This is a genomic window from Melioribacter sulfuriphilus (genome assembly GCF_051488685.1).
Classification (GTDB): Bacteria; Bacteroidota; Ignavibacteria; order Ignavibacteriales; family Melioribacteraceae; genus Melioribacter.
Map to the genome: position 1 here is coordinate 1 of NZ_JBPSEH010000020.1, position 1,766 is coordinate 1,766.

The window sequence follows — 1,766 nt, forward strand, 5'->3', positions numbered from 1 at the left end:
CCAAACATCTCCATCGTTCGGGGAAATTTTAGCTAATCGTTGTTCAGAATATGGATTCCCTTGGTAGGTTGATGTTTTCTCAAGCTCAGTATAAATTAAAAATCCATCTCGAATGAAATAATATGAAACATATTTACTATTAGAATCGTAACTATAAAAATACCACTCAGTTATAAAAACTTCTGTACCGTCCGAACGATGCGTTTTGCCGGCTATTTTCCAAACTGTATGAATTTCTGGATTATTGGAATATGGCATACAGTATTGTCTTATATCACCAACGTTCAATGACATATACTCATTAGCTATAACTAATGGTTCATTTGAATTTTCACAACCAAAGAGAATTAATAAAACAGGAAAAAAAATAAAATTAATTTTTATATAATTTTTGATTGAGCTCATCTTTGACTCTCAATTTAAAGGGCAAGCTTAAAAGCTTGCCCTAATAAATATTTTTTAATTCATTGAGTTATTTTGATAATATCATTTTCTTAATTGAACTAAAATTATTCGATTTTATTTGATAAATATATATTCCACTAGCAAGATTTGAAGCATCAAATGTTATTGAATATTTACCTTTGGTTTTAAAATCATTTACTAGAGTTTTTATTTCACTGCCAAGTAAATCAAATATCTTTAGCGAAACAAATCCGTCTGATGGCAATTGGTACTCAATAGTAGTAGTTGGATTAAACGGATTTGGATAGTTTTGTTTAAGAGAATACTCTGTTGGGACAGATTCAAATAAAGATTCTTTTGCTAAAGATGCATTTTGGATGTTAGAATTATTTTGTACAATACTCATTTGAGGTGGATATTCAAAAAGTACATCTACATACCATTCATTTGATGTTTTGGTTGTGTTGCTTGCATCTGTAACAATACATCTCAATTTAAAATCTCGTGGATCCGACCCAGTATTAGTGCGACTGAAAGTAGGCGAATTTGTGCCAACAGAAAACCAATACTCGCTTGGCGGGGCATTAATTATAATTCCGCCAGAACCGATTTTCTCTGTGCTTGTTAATGTTTTGCTTTCTAACGATAATGATGATATGCTACCAAGATACATTATTTGCCAATTATAGTTAAATGGAGCAATACCATTTGTTAAAGTAGCATTCCAATATCCAGTACTTCCTAAATAAAGAGAAAAATCACCAAATATTGAAACATTTGTTAGAGGTTGTGGCGGGGGTGTAACGTAAAAAGTAAGAATGTTCGAATACATGTAATAGTTGTTCCCACCATTTAGATCACTAACAACATGTACTGCGCCTTGAAGATGATAGGTCCCAGCTTGAGTAAATACCCAGCCGCCGCTCTGACCCGTTTGCCAAGAACCCCAGTGACCATCCGGATATTGAACTTTTGCACCATACCAATCAGTTACATAAAACAATGATACTGTTAGTATATGATAACTAACCCCAGCTCTTCCATTTGCATCAATTTGAAAAGATTGATTATTTGAAGGTAAATCGAAATAGACATTTGCACCATAAGCAAATGATTGAATTAAAATAAAAACAATTAGAATTAACTTTTTCATAACATTACCCCATAAATTATTTAATAATTTTATGGTGGAATGGTATATTTGTATCGCAAACAAATCTGTTTCTACAATTTGCAAAACTGTAGTAATAGAAGGTTAAATTATTTGTTTGCATTTGCCCCGGTGCCACCAGCGCCGGGGTTTTTAGAAAATTATTTTTTTTGCAGTACCTCCTTATTAATTTATGATTTTGCCATATAAC

General features: G+C 32.1%; 2 protein-coding genes. Both read right to left on the minus strand.

The window, feature by feature from the left end; translation table 11 throughout:
• Positions 1 to 405, minus strand: a 405-nt coding sequence (locus ACSSV9_RS14540; protein WP_437347986.1) for a hypothetical protein, incomplete at its 3' end; no start/stop codon positions are given.
• Between the two features lie 67 nt (positions 406 to 472).
• Positions 473 to 1,558 carry a T9SS type A sorting domain-containing protein gene (locus ACSSV9_RS14545; RefSeq protein ID WP_437347987.1) on the minus strand — a complete coding sequence of 362 codons (1,086 nt, stop codon included), beginning with the start codon at positions 1,556 to 1,558 and terminating at the stop codon, positions 473 to 475.
• Positions 1,559 to 1,766 lie beyond the last annotated feature (208 nt).